The 16,698-nt window shown below is 73.1% G+C and carries 9 protein-coding genes and 1 pseudogene; 5 read left to right on the forward strand and 5 right to left on the reverse strand.

Going from position 1 to position 16,698, the window contains the following annotated elements; all coding sequences use genetic code 11:
- Positions 1-52: 52 nt before the first annotated feature.
- A complete protein-coding gene (gcl, locus tag ACFWGJ_RS29495; RefSeq protein WP_387330633.1) occupies positions 53-1,837 on the reverse strand; it encodes a glyoxylate carboligase in 1,785 nt (594 codons plus the stop codon).
- Positions 1,838-2,149: 312 nt separating this feature from the next.
- Positions 2,150-2,422, reverse strand: a complete 273-nt coding sequence (locus ACFWGJ_RS29500; protein WP_387330655.1) for a hypothetical protein — start codon at positions 2,420-2,422, stop codon at positions 2,150-2,152.
- Between the two features lie 1,051 nt (positions 2,423-3,473).
- Here ACFWGJ_RS29500 and ACFWGJ_RS29505 point away from each other — a divergent pair.
- Positions 3,474-3,869: pseudogene (locus ACFWGJ_RS29505) on the forward strand (hypothetical protein); the annotation flags it as partial.
- A gap of 38 nt (positions 3,870-3,907) precedes the next feature.
- Complete coding sequence (locus tag ACFWGJ_RS29510; RefSeq protein ID WP_387330635.1) at positions 3,908-4,435, forward strand: GNAT family N-acetyltransferase; 528 nt, start codon at positions 3,908-3,910, stop codon at positions 4,433-4,435.
- On the opposite strand, the gene ACFWGJ_RS29515 is transcribed toward ACFWGJ_RS29510, so the two are convergent.
- The 3 genes from ACFWGJ_RS29515 to ACFWGJ_RS29525 form a co-directional block, all read right to left on the reverse strand.
- A complete protein-coding gene (locus tag ACFWGJ_RS29515) occupies positions 4,432-7,527 on the reverse strand; it encodes an NACHT domain-containing protein (RefSeq protein ID WP_387330638.1) in 3,096 nt (1,031 codons plus the stop codon). The two genes, ACFWGJ_RS29510 and ACFWGJ_RS29515, sit on opposite strands and share 4 nt — an antisense overlap.
- Before the next feature lie 455 nt (positions 7,528-7,982).
- A complete protein-coding gene (locus ACFWGJ_RS29520; RefSeq protein ID WP_387330641.1) occupies positions 7,983-9,635 on the reverse strand; it encodes an AMP-binding protein in 1,653 nt (550 codons plus the stop codon).
- The gene (locus tag ACFWGJ_RS29525; RefSeq protein ID WP_387330644.1) at positions 9,632-11,368 is read right to left on the reverse strand and encodes an AMP-binding protein; all 1,737 of its coding nucleotides are present in this window, start codon (positions 11,366-11,368) and stop codon (positions 9,632-9,634) included. Before ACFWGJ_RS29525 ends, ACFWGJ_RS29520 begins: the two co-directional genes overlap by 4 nt.
- A 113-nt stretch (positions 11,369-11,481) precedes the next feature.
- Here ACFWGJ_RS29525 and ACFWGJ_RS29530 point away from each other — a divergent pair, with 113 nt between their 5' ends.
- The 3 genes from ACFWGJ_RS29530 to ACFWGJ_RS29540 all read left to right on the forward strand — a co-directional run bounded on the left by ACFWGJ_RS29530 (position 11,482) and on the right by ACFWGJ_RS29540 (position 16,615).
- Positions 11,482-12,426, forward strand: a complete 945-nt coding sequence (locus tag ACFWGJ_RS29530; RefSeq protein ID WP_387330647.1) for a response regulator transcription factor — start codon at positions 11,482-11,484, stop codon at positions 12,424-12,426.
- Between the two features lie 154 nt (positions 12,427-12,580).
- Positions 12,581-15,448: an AAA family ATPase gene (locus tag ACFWGJ_RS29535; RefSeq protein ID WP_387330649.1), complete on the forward strand. Its 2,868-nt coding sequence runs from the start codon at positions 12,581-12,583 to the stop codon at positions 15,446-15,448.
- Between the two features lie 375 nt (positions 15,449-15,823).
- Entirely contained in the window at positions 15,824-16,615 is a 792-nt protein-coding gene (locus tag ACFWGJ_RS29540) for a S1 family serine peptidase (protein ID WP_387330652.1), read from the forward strand.
- The last annotated feature ends 83 nt before the right edge of the window (positions 16,616-16,698 follow it).

Raw genomic sequence — 16,698 nt, forward strand, 5'->3', positions numbered from 1 at the left:
GCCTGAAGACTCAGGACGGGGCCTCGGCTCGTGAGGGAGGGCTTGGCGGGGGTCAGACCTTCAGGGTCCTGATGGACGTGGGCGCGTGGCCCGGCTCGGTCGCGATCTCCTCGAACTCCACGACGTTGCTGATGTCGTTGGTCGTGGACATCGAGATGTTGGTGACGCGCTCCAGGATCGCCTCGACGACCACCGGCACCTGGAACTCGGCGGCCAGCTTCTTCGCCTGCTCGAAGGCGGCGCCCAGCTCACCCGGATCGGTCACCCGGATCGCCTTGCAGCCGAGCCCCTCGACGACCTTGACGTGGTCGACCCCGTACACGCCCAGCTCAGGAGAGTTGATGTTCTCAAACTCCAGGTTGACCTGGAAGTCGATGTCGAACCCGCGCTGGGCCTGCCGGATGAGGCCCAAGTAGGCGTTGTTCACGAGCACATGGACGTACGGGATCCGGTGCTGGGCCCCGACGGCCAGTTCCTCGATCATGAACTGGAAGTCGTAGTCGCCGGAGAGCGCGACCACCTGCGCCCCGGGGTCGGCCTTGGCGACGCCGAGCGCGGCCGGGACGGTCCAGCCCAGGGGGCCCGCCTGACCGCAGTTGATCCAGTGCCGGGGCCGGTAGACGTGCAGCATCTGCGCGCCGGCGATCTGGGAGAGGCCGATGGTGGTGACGTACCGCGTCTCCGGGCCGAAGGCCTTGTTCATCTCCTCGTAGACGCGCTGCGGCTTGATGGGGATGTCGTCGAAGTGCGTACGCCGCTGGAGTGACGCCTTCTTCTCCTGGGCGGCCTCGGCCCACGCGGACCGGTCCGGCAGCCTGCCCGCGGCCTTCAACTCCCGTGCCACCGACACGAACAGCTCCAGTGCCGCCTTCGCGTCGGACGCGATACCGAAGTCCGGGGCGAAGATCTTGCCGATCTGGGTGGGCTCGATGTCGACGTGCACGAACTTGCGTCCGGCCGTGTAGACGTCGAGTTTGCCGGTGTGGCGGTTGGCCCAGCGGTTGCCGATGCCGAGGACGAAGTCGGACTCCAGGAAGGTCGCGTTGCCGTAGCGGTGCGAGGTCTGCAGGCCGACCATGCCGGCGTTCAGCTCGTGGTCGTCGGGGAGGATGCCCCAGCCCATGAGCGTGGGGACGACCGGGACGCCGGTCAACTCGGCGAACTCCACCAGCAGTTCGGAGGCATCGGCGTTGATGACGCCTCCGCCCGCGACGATCAGCGGCCGGTCGGACTCGTTCAGCAGCGCGATCGCCTTCTCGACCTGGGCGCGCGTCGCGGCCGGCTTGTAGACCGGCAGCGGTTCGTACGTGTCCGGGTCGAACTCGATCTCGGTGAGCTGCACGTCGATGGGCAGGTCGATGAGGACCGGGCCCGGGCGGGCCGAACGCATCAGATGGAAGGCCTGCTGGAAGACGCCCGGGACCTGGGCGGCCTCCAGCACGGTGACCGCCATCTTGGCGACGGGCTTGGCGATCGACGCGATGTCGACGGCCTGGAAGTCCTCCTTGTGGATCACGGCGGTCGGGGCCTGTCCCGTGACGCACAGGATCGGGATGGAGTCGCCGGTCGCGGAGTACAGACCGGTGATCATGTCGGTGCCGGCGGGTCCTGACGTCCCGATGCAGACGCCGATGTTGCCGGGCGCGGTACGGGTGTAGCCCTCCGCCATGTGGGAGGCGCCCTCGACATGGCGGGCCAGGGTGTGGGCTATGCCGCCGGACGCCTTGAGCGCCGCGTAGAAGGGGTTGATCGCCGCGCCCGGGACACCGAACGCGTTGGTGACGCCCTCGCGCTTGAGGATTTCGACTGCCGCGCGGGCAGCGGTCATACGGGCCATTGCGTACTCCTGCTTCGGCTGCCGGATTCGGGCTCCCGTCGCGCCCCGCGGAGAGCTTCAAATTCCGTATTACGGAAACTAACTTCTACTATCTGGAAGCAATGTAGGTGGGCGGCCGGAGGGCGTCAAGGGCGCGCGGTGGGGTCGCGTGCGCGGCGAATCCTGGGGCGTCCGATCGATTCCCTGCCGGTGGACGGCGTTCCGGAGGACGATGGAGGCGCAGCTCCCCTGCGGTTCGGTGTCACGTGTTCTGGAGAGAGTCATGGCCGAGAGCGTGCCGGTGACGTGTCCGGCCTGTCGGCGCGAGCATGTCTATGCGGCGCCGACGTACCCGTGCGCGTGCGGTGCGCCGGTCACTCCCGCGCTGGACTCGGGGGCGGCCCCCGAGTCCATCACCCACCACACCTGGGACGAGGGCTGGGTGACGATCCCCTGCTCGACCTGCGGCCGCGCGGACCAGTGGCCCCGGCCGGAACTCGGCTGCCCGTGCGGGACGGTACTGCGCGTACCGGTGACAGCCGAGACCGCCCCGCCGGCCACCGGCTCCGCCCCCACCGACCCCGCCCACGCCGATCGGGATGCCACCGATCCCGCGCACCCCGATGCCGATGCGCCCGGCCTCGCGGAAAGGGGCCTCGCGGAGACCGACCGGACGGGAGCGGGCCTCGCGGAGACCGACCGGGCGCAAACGGGCCTCGCGGAAACCGACCGGACGGGAACGGGCCTCACGGAGAGCGGCCTCACCGGGACGGGTCTCGCCGGGATCGGACGCGCCGGGCCCGGTCGGCAGGGGGCAGGGCCCGGCGGGGCAGAGCGCGCCGGGACGGGGCTCGACGGAACCGACGCGCGTTCTGGGGCGGCCACCGAGGCACACGCCTCCGGCGCCGAGGACCCGGACGACCGGGTCGGCCCGGACAGCCCGGGCGGCTCAGTGGGTCCGGTCGGCCTGGACGGTCCGGTCGGCTCGGACGATCCGGTGGGTTCGGCCCGCTCGGCGGATCCGGTCGGCTCAGGCCACCCGGCAGGCGCGGACAGCTCCGTCGCCCCGGGCGACCCCGTCCGCCCGGTCGGCCCGCACGGCTCAGACCGCCCGGCCGGCCCCGACAGCCCTATCGGCTCGGACGGCCGGAACAACCCTGCCGGCCCGGGCGGCCCTGTCCGCCCGGACGACCTGGACAGCTCAGATCGCCCGACCGCCCTCGGCAACCCGGCCGACTCGGACAGCCCGTCCGGCTCGGGCACTACAGACGGGTCGGGCACACCGTCAAGCTCGGACGGCCCGGCCAGCTCGGGCACTACGGACGGATCGGGCACACCGTCAGGCTCGGGCGGCCCGGCCGGCTTGGGCACTACGGACGGGTCGGGCACACCGTCAGACTCGGACGGCCCGGCCAGCTCGGGCACCACGGACGGATCGGACACCCCGTCAAGCTCGGGCGGCCCGGCCGGCTCGGGCACTACGGACGGGTCGGGCGGCCCGGACCGCTCCGGTAGCCCTGGCCGCGGTCACGCCGAAGGCACCGGCAGCGCCGCGCCCGCGGAAGCCGCGGCCGGCGGGGCGGGACCTCGGCCGGGGGCGCGACCGCCGGGGCGGCCCCCGCGGCTGCCCGCTGCCGTGTCGCTCCCCCTCCCGCGTGCCGAACCGGCACCCCGCCCAGCGTTCCAGCCGGTGACCATCCGGACGGCCCGGGACGCGGTGACCGCCGCCGCGCTGTATCTGCGCTGGCTCGGGTACCGGGACATCCGGCGGGCCGACCAGCGCCCGCCCTCCGGCATAGGGCTCGCGGCCCGCGGCATGGTCGCCCAGGTGGACCCGACCGTGCGGCCCGCCGACCTGCGGGACGTGGAGTGCCTGTGGCTGACGGCGATGACGGAGTCGTCCCGCTGCGTCTACTTCTCGCTGGCCGGTTACGAGAAGGACGCCCGCGCCCGCGCCGACTCACTGGGCGTCCCCCTGTTCGTGCTGGACCTCACCGGTACCCCGCAGCCCGCGAACAGCCTCGCCGACGACCTCGTCGCGACCGGCGCGTGATCGCACCAACTCGGCCGGGGAGTCGCATACTTGACCCCATGACCGTCAGAGCGGCCACTTCCGCCGACCTCCCGCTGCTCCAGGACATCGAACGGGCCACGGGCGAGCCCTTCCGTATCTTCGGCATGCCGGAGATCGCCGACGACGAGCCCCCCGCGCTCGACGTCCTGGAGCGTTTCCGCAAGGCGGGCCACGCCTGGGTCGCCGAGGACGCCACGGGCCGGCCCGTCGCGTACCTGATCGGTGAACCCCTGGACGGCGCCTTCCACATCGAGCAGGTCTCCGTCCACCCGGACGCCGCGCACCAGGGCGTGGGCCGGACCCTGATCGCGTACGCCGCCGAGCGCGCGCTGGAGCAGGGGCTGACCGGACTCACGCTCACGACCTTCTCCGAGGTCCCCTGGAACGCGCCCTACTACGAGCGGCTCGGCTTCCGTGTGCTGCCGGAGGCCGACCTCACCCCGGGACTGCGAAGAGTCCGCGCCGGGGAGGCCGAGCAGGGCCTCGACCGCAGGCCCCGGGTGTGCATGTACCTGCCGATGGAGCGGCCCGGGCAGCACACCTAGGGCGTGCGGTGGTGGAGATCGAAACCCTCGTCCATGTCCGGGGCGTCGGACGCGTCCGGGACCCCCCTCGATCCGGGGGACCGGGCCGCCACCACGTCCGCCGTCGGCCCGGTGGCGAGCTGCGCCTGCAGCCGCAGGTGGCGGAACTCGAACCCCGCCCCCGACTGGCGCAGCACGCCCCGCTGGTGCGCCTCGTCCAGGAACGCCATGAGCCGCCACGGCAGCTGCCCGGTCGCCGCCAGCCAGGTGCGCGCGACCAGGAAACGGCCCCAGGCGCTCAACGCCAGCGCCGCCGTGCCCAGCGGCAGCCACAGTTGCGTACCCAGGTGCACCAGACCGCCCCAGTCGCCGGGCGTCGCCACGACGGGCACGCACACGAGGGCCACGAGCAGGGCCACCATGCCGCCCCTGGTCAGGGACGCGGTCCGGTCGGTGCGCAGCGAGAGGCCGGGACTCGCCGCGCGCATCAGGTCCGACGGCACGCTCAGCGCGCGGTAGACCCCGCACACGCAGCCGCCCACCACTCCGATCAGCAGCCCCCCGACCAGCACCGGGGGCAGATCGCGGGCCAGTACGCCCGCCGCGGGCCCCTGGGTCAGCCAGTCCCGGCCCTCGTCCGGCAGGACCGACCGCAGGTTCGTCGGGTGGACCGCCGTCGTGCGGGGGCCGGCGCCCGGGGTGAGGAGCGCGACCACGGCACCGTCGCGCGACTCGAAGACCGTGCGCCGTGACACGAAGTCCACGCACCGGCGCCGGGGCAGCAGGGGCATCGTGCAGTTCGGCGGCCGGGTCGACCCGGGGAAGGCCACCGGGCGCGCGCCGTCCCCGGGCAGCAGCAGACCGCCCCGCAGGGTCCGCCGCGAGACGGCGCTGCGTACTCCGGCCCGCTCGGAGAAGTACCAGCCGTCGATGGTGCGGTCCGTCAGGTCCACGGTCGTACGGGACTTGAGCACGGTCACGCCCACCGCCGCGAACCCTCCCGCCGTGCAGGAGGCCACCCCGATCACCATCGCCGCGGCGGTGCCTCTGACCGCGCCCGTCACGAACCGGCGGGCGATCCGCCCGGCACGCGGGGTGTGCGCCCCGTCCTGGCCGCCCCGGCTCGTCCCGCTCGCCATCAGGGCCGTACCCGCCGCCGCGCAGGTGGTGCCGAGCAGCACGGTCCACGGACTGCCCTCGCGGCCCAGCAGGGCCACGCCCGCGGTGACGGTTCCGGCCGCCGCCAGCACGGCCCCGCCCAGCCGGGCCGCCGTCCGGCTCATGACCCCGGTCCAGGGCAGTCCGAGCGGGGTCGGCCGCCGGGAGAGCCCGGCGATGCCGAGATAGAGGGTGAACAGCTGCGAGAACAGGAATCCGCCGAGCAGATCCGGCATCCAGCCGTCGGTGACCCCGCCGAAGCGGAACCCGAAGCGCAGATCGTCGAAGTACGCGTAGCCCGACCACATCAGCGCGCTCACCCCGGTGGTGACGAGCGCCTGCCGCCGCCGGAAACCCGGGTCCGGGCCGACGGTCCCTCGCGGCCCCCGCCGCCCGGACGGCAGCAGGTAGCGGACCCCGAACGCGAACCCGAGTGTCTGGCCGACGAGCAGGGCGACCAGGGACAGCACGTCCTCAAGGCCGGCCAGGTCGTCGACCGCGCGGGCCAGGGTGACCGGCAGCAGGAGTAAGGACAGCACGGTGAGGGCGAGCAGGCCCGGCGCGTACAGCGCGAGGGTCCGCGGCACCAGTGACTCCAGCTCCCACCAGGCCAGCCGGCCCGTGCCACGGCGGTGCAGCCCCCGGGCCAGCACGGTGAGCCGGCGGGTGGCGTCGGCGGCGGCCCCCGGGCCGGCGTCCGCGAACGCCGCGGGGACGAACGCCTCCAGGAGGTGTCCCTCCACCGCCGCCACCGTGGGAAAACGCCGTGGGTCGAGCAGCGGCGCAGGGTCGCGGGAGGTGTCGCCGTAGACCGTGCGGGCCAGGGCGACCATCAGCGGTGTGGTGAGCGCCCTGGCCAGTGGCAGGTCGGGCCGCTCCGCCAGTTTCCGCAGCACCGGCGTCCACACGGTGTGCGGGACGCCGTCCGCCGTCACGCGCAACGGCCGCGCCGAGCGTTCCAGATGCGCCCCGGCCCGTACGAGGTCCAGTGGCCGCAGCCCCACCACCTCGGCGCCCGTGAGGACGTCGCCCTCGTCCACCGCGGCGGCCCAGGCGTCGCCCCGGCTGGTCAGCAACAGGGGTGCGCCCGGGTCGAGTTCGGCGTTCATCCGGCGTACGGCCATCGCGCGGGCGGGGCGGGGCAGTTCGTCGAAGCCGTCCAGGACCGGGGCGACCAGGCCCGTGTCGACCAGGACCCGGGCCAGGGTGCGCCGGTCGTCCGCCTGCGCGGCCAGCGGCCGGTAGTCGGCGGCGAGCCGGGCCGCGAGCCAGTCGCGCAGCGGTGCGCGCAGGGGGTCCCACGAGGCGAGCGGGAAGATCACCGGGACCGGTCCGCCCTCCTGGCGGGCCGTGAGCCGGTCCAGGACGTACCGCATCGCCAGCACGCTCTTGCCCGATCCGGGCTCGCCCAGGACCACGACGCGCCGGCCCGGCGGCGCGGCGGCCGGATCCGGGGCGGGCGGATCCGCGGGGTCCCGGTCCGGGGCGGTCGGATCCGCGGGCCCCGGGGCCGCGGAGCCCGGAGCCGTGAGGCTCGGGGCGCCGCCGCCCGCTCGGGGGCGGGGCAGTACGGCGCCGGGCGGGATGTTGTACGGGTGGTCGGCGAGGCGGCGGTCCGCCAGGGCCCAGTCCACCTCCAGCGGCGCGGGGTCCTGAAGACGCCGCAGCCGTGCCTCGGCGGCCCACTGTTCCCGTACGGCCTCCGCGAGCGCCTCGACCGCCCGGCGCCGGTGCGCCCCGTCGCCGTCCGGGCGCGGGGTGGAGTCGCCGCGCAGTACGTCGGCCATCAGCGCGGCGACCGACATGAAGGCGCCGAGGGCTGTCAGCAGGACGCCGGCGGTGGCCGAGTCCTGCCACCAGAAGCGCAGGATCGCGGCCAGAGCCGCGAGTGCCACCGCGCATACGGCGAACCACATGCGTCTGCGTGCCTGCGCGCTGTGCAGTCCGAATCGCATATTCACCGCTCCCCCGTCGGACGTCGCGGTCGTGCGACCGCCGAAGTGACCCGTTGTAGTCCTCATCGCGTCGGCGAATTGGCTGTTCGAGACACGTGTGAGTGAGCGCGTGGGGGTGTTTGGGGGGCGGGTAGGAGCGTGGGGCACCGTCCGGTGCAGGGGTCAGGGGCATAGGCGGGGGGCATGGGCGGCCCGCCCCCCGCCGGGTCCCCCTTCCAGGGGTGGGGTGTTGTGGGTGCGGGTTCGCTGTGGCTGGTCGCGCAGTTCCCCGCGCCCCTTGGGGGGTGGGGGGTTGCGGACGTCTGAACGTGCGGGAGCGTCGTGGTTGCTCGCGCCGTTCCCCGCGCCCCTTGCGGGGGTGGAGGCTGCGGACGTTTTAACCTGCGGGAGCGTCGTGGTTGCTCGCGCCGTTCCCCGCGCCCCTTGCGGGGGCGGGCCTGCCCTGCTCCGAAGGGCTAGTCCGGTTGTCCGTGCTGTTCTCGGAGTTCGATCTTGCGTACCTTTCCCGAGACCGTCATCGGGAAGGTGTCCATGATGCGCAGTCGGCTGGGTGACTTGTAGTGGGCCAGGCGGTTCTCGCAGAAGGAGCGCAGTTCCGCCAGCGTCGGCGGATCGGCGGGGTCGCGGGGGATCACGCAGGCCAGCACCTCCTCGCCGTACCGCTCGTGCGCCACGCCGACCACCTGCACGTCGGCGATCTTCGGGTGCGCGTACAGGAACTCCTCGATCTCGCGCGGGTAGATGTTCTCGCCGCCCCGGATGATCATGTCCTTGATCCGGCCGACGATCTGTACGTATCCGTCGTCGAGCATCACCGCCAGGTCCCCGGTGTGCATCCACCGCCCCGCGTCGACCGCCTCGGCGGTCTTCTCGGGCTCGTCCCAGTAGCCGAGCATCACGCTGTAGCCGCGGGTGCACAGCTCGCCCGCGGAGCCGCGCGGCAGCGTGACACCGGTCGCCGGGTCGACCACCTTGACCTCGATGTGCGGCAGGACCCGCCCGACCGTGCCGGTGCGGTGCTCCAGGTCGTCGTCCCGGCGCGTCTGGAGGGACACGGGCGAGGTCTCGGTCATGCCGTAGCAGATGGACACCTCCGCCATGTGCATCTCGGAGACCACCCGTTTCATCACCTCGACCGGACAGGGCGAGCCCGCCATGATGCCGGTCCGCAGGGAGGAGAGGTCGTACTGCGCGAACTCCGGAAGGTTCAGCTCCGCGATGAACATCGTCGGTACGCCGTACAGCGAGGTGCAGTACTCCTCCTGCACCGCCCGGAGCGTCGCCGCGGGTTCGAAGGACGGCGCGGGAATGACGATGCAGGCGCCGTGCGAGGTGGCCGCGAGGTTGCCCATCACCATGCCGAAGCAGTGGTAGAACGGCACCGGTACGCAGATGCGGTCCCGCTCGGTGTAGGCGATCGACTCGCCCACGAAATAGCCGTTGTTGAGGATGTTGTGGTGGGAGAGGGTCGCGCCCTTGGGGAAGCCTGTCGTGCCCGAGGTGTACTGGATGTTGATCGGGTCGTCGCAGGACAACTCGCGTGCCAGTAGCGGGAGTTGCTCGCCCAGTTCCGGGGTGGCACGGTCGAGCAGCGCGTCCCAGGTCGCGTCACCCACGTACACGGTCTCCCGCAACTGCGGGCATGCGCCGCGTACTTGACCGACCATCGCCCGGTAGTCGCTCGTCTTGTGGCTGAGCGAGGCGAACAGCAGGGAGATGCCGGCCTGCTTGAGGACGTACTCGACCTCGTGGGTGCGGTAGGCGGGGTTGATGTTCACCATGACCGCGCCGATGCGGGCGGTGGCGTACTGGACGAGCATCCATTCGGGGCAGTTGACCGCCCAGATGCCCACCCGGTCGCCCTTGGTGACGCCGCTCGCGAGGAGTGCGCACGCCAGCCGGTCGACGTCCGCGGCGAAGCGGGCGTACGTCCAGCGGCGTCCCGAGGGCAGGTCGACGAGCACCTCGCGGTCCGGCCAACGCGCCACCGCCCGGTCGAGGTTGACCCCGATCGTGTCCCCGAGCAGTCCGGTGCCGCTCACCCCGTGCGCGTACGACAGCTGCGTGGGCGTCCGTTCGGTCGTCGGGGCGGTCGTCGGATCGGTCATCGGAAGTCCTCCTCGCGGTACTCGGCGTCGGAACCCGCCGCCGTGGCCTCGCGCAGCTCGATGCGCCGGATCTTCCCGGACACGGTCTTGGGCAGCTCACCGAACTCCAGCCTGCGGATGCGCTTGTACGGCGCGAGAACCGTGCGCGAGTGCTCGAAGAGGACCTTCGCGGTGTCGGGGCCCGGCTCCCAGCCCTCCGCCGGCACGATGTACGCCTTCGGGACCGCGAGCCGCAGGTCGTCCGGCGCGGGCACGACGGCGGCCTCGGCGACGGCTTCGTGCTCCAGGAGCGCGCTCTCCAGCTCGAAGGGACTGATCTTGTAGTCACTTGCCTTGAAGACGTCGTCCGACCGCCCCACATAAGTGACATACCCGTCGGCGTCGCGCGAGCCGATGTCGCCGGTGCGGTAATAGCCGTCCGCCATCGCCTCGGCCGTGCGGTCGGGGTCGCCGTGGTAGCCGGTCATGACGCCCACGGGGCGCACGGACAGGTCGAGCGCGATCTCGCCCTCGGCCGCACCCGGGGCGCCCGTCACCGGGTCGAGCAGTTCGACGCGGTAGCCGGGGCTCGGCCGTCCCATCGACCCCGTCTTCAGCGGCTGACCCGGGCTGTTGGACACCTGGACGGCCGTCTCGGTCTGCCCGAAACCGTCCCTGATCGTGACGCCCCACGCCCTGCGCACCTGCTCGATGACCTCGGGGTTGAGCGGTTCACCGGCGGCGACGACCTCGCGCGGGGGCGTACGCAGCCGGCTCAGGTCGGCCTGGATGAGCATGCGCCACACGGTGGGCGGCGCGCAGAACGTGGTCACCCCGACCCGCTCGATCTCCGCCATCAGCCGGCCCGCGTCGAAGCGCGTGTAGTTGTGGATGAAGACGGTCGCCTCCGCGTTCCAGGGGGCGAAGAGGTTCGACCAGGCGTGCTTGGCCCAGCCGGGCGAGGCGATGTTCAGATGCACGTCACCGGGCTTGAGACCGATCCAGTACATGGTCGCCAGGTGACCGACGGGGTACGAGACGTGGGTGTGCTCGACGAGCTTGGGGCGGGCGGTGGTGCCCGAGGTGAAGTAGAGCATCAGCGGGTCGTCGGCCCGGGTGGGACCGTCCGGCGTGAAGGGCTCGAAGGCGCGCCCATGGACCTCCTCGTAGGCGTGCCAGCCCGCGCGCGCAGCCTGGTGGGCTGCCGCCGGCCCTGTCGCCGACACCGCGACACGTGTGTAGTCGCCGGGCACCTCGTCGAACTTGGCCGTGTCCTCGGCGCGCACGACGACGTGCCGGACCCGGCCGCGTTCGACGCGGTCGCGCAGGTCGGCCGGGCCCAGCAGGGGTGTGGCGGGGATGACCACGGCGCGCAGTTTCATCGCGGCGAGCGCGGTCTCCCACAGCTCGGCCTGGTTGCCGAGCATGACCAGGATGCGGTCTCCGGCGCGGACGCCCAGCTCGCGCAGCCACCCCGCGGCCCGGTCGGAGCGCAGGGACAGCTCGGCGAAGGACAGCTCGATCTCGCAGCCGTCCTCCTCGACGATGTGCAGCGCGGTGCGGTAGTTGCCGGCCGCGATGACGTCGAACCAGTCGAGTGCCCAGTTGAAGTACTCCGGACGGGGCCAGGAGAAGCCCTCGTACGCTTTCGTGTAGTCCTCGCGGTGCGCCAGCAGGAAGTCCCGCGCCGCGCGGAAGCTCTCCGTGGGCTCCGTAGGCGCGGAGTGGGCCGGCGTCGTCGGCGGCGTCGTCATCAGTCCTCCTCGGTCCCGGACCATTGCCGGGTGGCTCTCCCCCATCGTGTAATCCGTGATGCGGGTCTCACTACCCCCGGACGGGGGGTGCGTGACGGTGAAGGGACGAGCACGTGGCAACTGGCGGCGCCGACACGGTGGAGATGCGCGGCGCGCTGATGCGGCTGCGGAGGGAGACGGGCCTTGCCGTCACCTTCGGCGGGCTGGTCGAACCGGGCCGCGCGCAGGTCCGCATCAGCGAGCTGAACGGCACGACGACGGCCGCGCTGAGCGCGCTCGCGGTGTCCTCGGGCAGCGGTCTGGGCGGCAAGGCGGTCGCCCTGGTCCGGCCGTGCGCCGTGACGGACTACTCCTCGTCCCGGCGGATCAGCCACGAGTACGACGTCGCGGTCGCCGCGGAGGGGCTGCGCTCCGTCCTCGCGGTGCCTGTCGTCGTACGCCGCCGGGTGCGCGGTGTCCTGTACGGCGCCCTGCGCTCGGCCCAGCCTCTCGGCGACCGCACGCTGTCCGCGGCGGTGGAGGCGGCCCGGGACGTGGAGCAGTCACTGGCCGTACGGGACGAGGCGTACGGCCTGCTGGCGGCGGCACGGGAGCCGGGGGCGCCCGAGAGGGCGGGGAGGCGCGCGGGGGCGCAGGGGGCGGAAGGTGTCGCCTGGGAGCGGCTCCGGGAGGCGCACGGGGCGCTGCGCGCGCTGGCCCCGCGGGTCGTGGACCCGGCGCTGCGGGCCGAGCTGCTGTCCGTCTGCGAGACGCTGGCGGCCTCGCCGGGACCGGCGTGGACGGCCGGAGCGGCGGGCTCGCCCGGATCGGTCCGGCCGCCGGGATCGCTCCGGTCGGCCGGCTCCCTCCAGTCCGCGGGGCAGATCCGGCTCACCCCGCGTGAGCTGGACGTTCTCAGCTGTGTGGCCGTCGGCAGGACCAACGCGGGGGCCGGGGAGCTGCTCGGGCTGAGCGCGGAGACGGTGAAGGCGTATCTGCGGTCGGCGATGCGCAAGCTGGGCGCCCATACGCGGCTGGAGGCCGTGGTGGCGGCGCGGCGGGCGGGGCTGCTGCCGTGAAGGTCCGTACCACTCCGCGTGTTTCATACATGTGCGGGTGCCATGAAATCCCGTATACCGAATCTCTGTTATTTCCCTCACGGTCGAACCCCCCGAAATTCAGGGGCTCTTTGCATAAGATTGTTCCGGACACGACTTGAGGGGAGCGGTGCGCGTGCGACGGGATTTCGAAGAGCCTGTCAGACCCCGTTCCGGCCAGGTCATCGGGCGGGAGGAGCTGCTCGGACGAGCACGCGGCCAGCTCTCCCGAGGGGGCAGCCTCCTCTTGCACGGTCCGCCCGGAATAGGAAAGTCGACCGTCCTGCGGGCAATTACTGCGGAATACGCCGAATCGGCCCGGACCGTGTTGCGCTGCTCCGCCACGGAGTCCGAATCGCATCTCCCGTTCCTGGCGCTGGTCGATCTGCTCGGCCTGGTCGCCGACGAGGTCGCGGACGCGCTGCCCGCCCCGCAGCAGGCCGCACTCGAAGCGGCCCTCACCGGGCGCGCCGAATCGTCCCTGCACCAGGACGGTCTGGCGCTGCGGCTCGCCGTGCTCTCGGTGCTGCGCGCGCTGGCGGCCAAGGGGCCCGTCCTGCTCGTCGCCGACGATCTGCAGTGGCTGGACGCGCCCAGCGCCGAACTGCTCGCGTTCGCCGCCCGGCGCCTCGGCGGCATGCCGGTGCGGATGCTCGGCGCGGTGCGTACCGGCACGGAACCCAAGGAGCAGGAGCACGACCCGTATCTACGCGCGTATCCGCCGGAGACGCTGGCCCTGCGGCTGGCCCCGCTGTCGCGGCCGCAGACCTCCGAGCTGCTGACCGCCCGCGGCTACACCGGGCTGCGCCGCTCGACCCTGCGGGACATCCACCACACCAGCGGCGGCAACCCCCTCTTCGCGCTGGAGATCGGCCGGGCCCTCGCCGAGAGCCCGACGCCTCCCCGGCCCGGCGAACCGCTGCCGGTACCGACCTCGCTGCGCGCCCTCGTGCTCAGCCGTCTGGAGCTGCTGTCCGCCGAGGCCCGGCAGACGCTATTGGTGGCAAGCGCCGGAGCCCGCCCCACCCAGTCGCTGCTGGAGTCCGCGGGCCGTCCGGACGCGGAGGCCGAGATCGCGCTGGCCGCCTCCCTCGGGCTGGTGGCCGCCCAGGGCCCCGACGGCCACGGCCCGGACGGCCAGGAGGGCGCCGTACGGTTCGCGCACCCCCTCGTCTCGGCCGCGCTGTACGCGCAGGCGACCCCCCAGGAACGGCGGGCCGCCCATGCCGCCCTGTCGACGGCCGCCTCCGAGCCGATCGAGCGGGCCCGGCATCTCGCGCTGGCCACCACCGGCACCGACGAGCAGGTCGCCGAACGGCTCTCCGAGGCCGCCGCCCTGGCCCGGGACCGCGGCGCGCCCTCCGTGGCGGCCCAGCTCGGACTGCTAGCCGCCCGGCACACCCCGGCCGGCAGCCGCGTCGGCGCCGACGAGCGGCGGCTGCGGTCCGCCGAGGACGCGCTGACCTCCGGCGAGATCGACCTCGCCCGCGAGGTGGCCCGCGACGTCCTGGAACGCGCGACGGACCCGGCCGTGCGGGTCCGCGCCTGGATGGTCGTGATCGACGCGGCCGGGCAGGCGATGGCCGACGTCGAGGCCGTGTTCCCGCAGGCCCTCGCGGACGCGGGCGAGGACCCGCGGCTGCTGGCGCTGGTCCGCTACCAACTGGCGTGGCGGGCGCTCCTCGTGGAGGGCGCGATGGACAAGGGCCGCGAGGAGGCCGCCCGCGCGGCACGGCTGGCGGCCACCGCGGGCGACCGCAGCACCGAGCTGCTGGCCCTGTCCTTCCAGGCCCAGATGGAGACCCTGATGGGGCACCCCGCGGCCCCGGTGACCCTGGAGAAGGCCCTCGCGGAGCCCCAGGACCTGCGGGTCGCCGTCGACCACAACGGCGCCGGCGCCACCCGCTTCCGCTGGCTGATCATGAGCGACCAGCTCACGGACGCCAGAGTCTCGATCACCCGGCTGCTCGGCGAGGTGCGCAGACGCGGCATCGTCGAGAGCGAGGTCCACTTCCTGCGCGGGCTCGCGGAGACCGAACTGCGTTCCGGGCACTGCGGCCGGGCGCTCGACCTCGCCCACGAGAGTCTGCGGCTCGCCCGGGACACCGGCATCGGCGAGGCCGCGGGCAACATGTTCACCTCGCTCGCCGAGGCCGCGGGCGGCGACGTGCACCGGGCGCTGGTGCTCGCTGGGGACGCGGTGCGGCGGGCCGAGGACGACGGCGACCTGATCTACCTCTCCCGCGCCCTGGGCGCGCTCGGGCACGCCCAGCTGGTGGCCGGGGACGCGGCCGGCACGGTCCGCTCGCTGCGCCGGGCCCGGGAGTCGGAGCAGCGGCTCGGCATCTCCGATCCGGCGCGAGGCCGCTGGCACGGCGACCTCGCCGAGGCGCTCGTCCTGGTCGGCGAACCGGCGGAGGCGCAGGACGTCATCACCGCCACCCGCGAGCACGCGGTACGGCTGCGGCGGGCGAGCGTGCTGGCCGTACTGGACCGGGCCGAGGCGCTCGTGAAGGCCGCGACCGGGCAACACGAGGCGGCGGCCCAGCAGTTGACGTCGGCGCAGGACCGGCTGGCGCAGCTCGGCTACGGACTCGAAGAGGCCCGGGCCGCGTTCGCGCTGGCGCGGCTGCGCGCGGAGCAGTCGGGGCGGGGCTCGTACGACGAGGCGGCGCGGCTGTTCCGGCGCTGCCGGGCGATGCCGTGGCTGCGCCAGCTCGACGCGGTCGCCGCGGCCGGCTCCGCGCCCGCCGCGGCCTCCCCCGGTGTCTCCGCTCCGGCCGCCCCCGAGTCGGTGCTGCCGCATCTCGACCGGCTGGCCTCGACGGAACGTCAGGTCGCGGCGCTCGTCCTGGAGGGCGCCACGAACCGGGAGATCGCCGCGCGCCTGTTCATCAGCGTGAAGACGGTCGAGGCCACGCTGACCCGCGTCTACCGAAAGCTGGGCATCCGCTCCCGGGTGGACATCGTGCGCTTGGCGGCGGGGCAGCACCGGGGGGAGTGAACTCCCCGCGCCCCAGTTCAGGGGCGCGGGGAACGGCGCAGTCTTGTCGCTTTCAAGGGGCGCGGGGAACGGCGCAATCTTTTGGCTTTCAGGGGCGCGGGGAACTGCGCAATCTTTTGGGGGCGCGGGGAACTGCGCAATCTTTTGGGGGCGCGGGGAACTGCGCGACCAGCCCCCACCGGGGCCGCAGCCGACCCACAACGCCCGCCCGCCCGCCCGTCCGGGCGAACGTGACCGAGGGTTATCCCTCGGTAACCGCCCGAGGGAGTTCCCTCATTGGGATCACCCCCGCCCCACTCCTAGCGTGGACCACACCCCCGCAGGCCGACGCACCACCCCACAGTGCACCCCCCACCGGCACTCCTGAGGAGATCCATGTTCGGGCTCACCTTTGCCAAGAAGGCCGCCGCCACCACCGCGGCCGTCGCCGCCGCCGCGACCACCTGTCTTCTCGGCGCGACCACCGCAAGTGCCGCCCCCGCCCCCATCGTCGGCGGCACGACGACCACGGCCGCCGCGTACCCGTACGTCATGCAGATCACCACCGCCTCGCAGAGCCAGTTCTGCGGCGGCACCCTCGTGTCGGCCACCAAGGTCGTCACCGCGGCCCACTGCATGGTCGGCGAGACCACGAGCAGCGTGCGCGTGGTCGGCGGCCGTACCTACCGCAACGGCACCGACGGCACCGTCGCCCGGGTCAGCAAGATATGGATCAACCCCAGCTACACGGACGCCGAGGAGGGGGACGACGTCGCCGTCCTGACCCTGTCGACGTCGATGCCGTACACGCCGATCAGCTATGTCTCCGCCTCGGAGACCAGCCTGTACACGGCAGGCACCACGGCCCGCATCCTCGGCTGGGGCACGACCAGTTCGGGCGGCTCGTCCTCCAACCAGCTGCGCACGGCCACGGTCCCGACCGTGTCCAACTCGACGTGCTCCTCGGCGTACGGCTCCTCGTACATCTCCTCCGACATGGTGTGCGCGGGCTACACCTCCGGCGGCGTGGACACCTGCCAGGGCGACAGCGGCGGCCCGCTCGTCATCGGCGGCAAGCTCGCCGGCATCACCTCGTGGGGCTACGGCTGCGCGGACGCCGGCTACCCGGGCGTCTACACCCGCCTGACGACGTTCTCCAGCCTGGTGACGGCGCAGGTCAACTCCTGACCGAGGGAACCGCCCCGCATACTCCCTGAGGCAACTCAGGTAGAGCCAGGGGGCGTTGCGGGCCTCCACGAGCGGCCCGCAAC

Origin of the sequence: Streptomyces sp. NPDC060205, from assembly GCF_042728395.1 — a bacterium.
GTDB lineage: Bacteria > Actinomycetota > Actinomycetes > Streptomycetales > Streptomycetaceae > Streptomyces.

What these genes read in the sequence shown, in the direction of transcription:
- ACFWGJ_RS29520 (WP_387330641.1), bottom strand. Translation starts at nt 9,635, where the DNA reads ATGACCGATCCGACGACCGCCCCGACGACCGAACGGACGCCCACGCAG.
- ACFWGJ_RS29515 (WP_387330638.1), bottom strand. Translation starts at nt 7,527, where the DNA reads ATGCGATTCGGACTGCACAGCGCGCAGGCACGCAGACGCATGTGGTTC.
- ACFWGJ_RS29510 (WP_387330635.1), top strand. Translation starts at nt 3,908, where the DNA reads ATGACCGTCAGAGCGGCCACTTCCGCCGACCTCCCGCTGCTCCAGGAC.
- ACFWGJ_RS29525 (WP_387330644.1), bottom strand. Translation starts at nt 11,368, where the DNA reads ATGACGACGCCGCCGACGACGCCGGCCCACTCCGCGCCTACGGAGCCC.
- gcl (WP_387330633.1), bottom strand. Translation starts at nt 1,837, where the DNA reads ATGGCCCGTATGACCGCTGCCCGCGCGGCAGTCGAAATCCTCAAGCGC.
- ACFWGJ_RS29540 (WP_387330652.1), top strand. Translation starts at nt 15,824, where the DNA reads ATGTTCGGGCTCACCTTTGCCAAGAAGGCCGCCGCCACCACCGCGGCC.